Source organism: Ramlibacter albus, assembly GCF_014297445.1.
Taxonomy (GTDB): Bacteria; Pseudomonadota; Gammaproteobacteria; order Burkholderiales; family Burkholderiaceae_C; genus Ramlibacter; species Ramlibacter albus.
The window spans coordinates 1-1,120 of the sequence record NZ_JACORU010000038.1 but is presented as its reverse complement, the minus strand read 5'-3'; the positions used below and the strand labels follow the sequence as shown (position 1 = coordinate 1,120).

Sequence of the window (1,120 nt, the reverse complement as noted above, 5' to 3'; positions counted from 1 at the left end):
GATGTTAGCGCCGATGTAAAACTGACCCACTGCGCCGAAGTAAAAGTGACCCACCTGGGCGACGATGGCGGCTTTTTGGCCGTCGATGTTGACCCAGGAGCAAGCAGTGGAGATACGTGTGATGGCCCGCAGGGGCGAGGGGATCAGGGAGATAGCCCGGCAGCTGGGCTGCTCGCGCAATACCGTGCGGCGGTACTTGCGTGAGGAGACGGCGCGCCGCTATGGGCCGAGGGCGGCTCGGGCGACGAAGCTCGATGCGTTCAAGCCGTACCTGCTGGAGCGGATCGAGCAAGCCAGGCCGAAGTGGATCCCGGCGACGGTGTTGGTGCGCGAGATCGGCGAGCGCGGCTATGACGGCGGCATCAGCCAGCTGAAGGCGTGGCTGGCGCCGCTGAAGCAGCGGGAAGCCGAGCCGGTGGTGCGCTTCGAGACCGAGCCGGGCAAGCAGATGCAGGCGGACTTCACGTGGGTGCGCAAAGGGCGCGATCCGCTGGTGGCGTTCGTGGCGACCTTGGGCTACAGCCGCGCGGCGTACGTGAAGTTCGGTCGCAGCGAGGACCTGCAGGCGCTGCGCACGGGGCTGCGCGAGGCGTTCGACTTCTTCGGCGGCGTTCCCGAGCACGTCCTGTTCGACAACCCCAAGACCGTGGTGATCGATCGGGACGCTTACGGAGAAGGACTGCACCGGTGGAACGAGGGGCTGCGCGAGCTGGCCGAGGAATGCGGCTTCACGCCGCGGCTGTGCCGGCCGTACCGGGCCAAGACCAAGGGCAAGGTGGAGCGCTTCAACGGCTACCTGAAGGGCAGCTTCCTCGTGCCGCTGGCGGCCAGCTTGCAGGCCGCAGGCCTGAAGCTCACGGTCGAAGTGAGCAACGCGCACGCGCGTCGCTGGCTCGATAACGTTGCGAACGCGCGGGTGCACGCCACGACGAAGGCGGTTCCGGCCGAGCGCCTGGTCGAGGAGCAAGCCGTGATGCTGCCCGCGCCGGCGCTGAAGGCGGCGGCTGCGCCGCGCACACGTGTGGCGATTCCGGTGGAGAGCCTGCAGCACCCGCTGGCGGTCTACGACGAGCTACTGGAGGTGACGACATGAACCTGCAGCAGCAACGCATCGAGGGCC

General features: G+C 67.7%; 2 protein-coding genes. Both read left to right on the top strand.

The features are described 5' to 3' along the window. Window positions 1-204, top strand: a 204-nt coding sequence (locus H8R02_RS30695) for a hypothetical protein (protein WP_255429649.1), incomplete at its 5' end; no start/stop codon positions are given. After that, the gene (istA, locus tag H8R02_RS30020) at window positions 122-1,093 is read left to right on the top strand and encodes an IS21 family transposase (RefSeq protein ID WP_255429648.1); all 972 of its coding nucleotides are present in this window, start codon (window positions 122-124) and stop codon (window positions 1,091-1,093) included. The genes H8R02_RS30695 and istA, both read left to right, overlap by 83 nt. The last annotated feature ends 27 nt before the right edge of the window (window positions 1,094-1,120 follow it).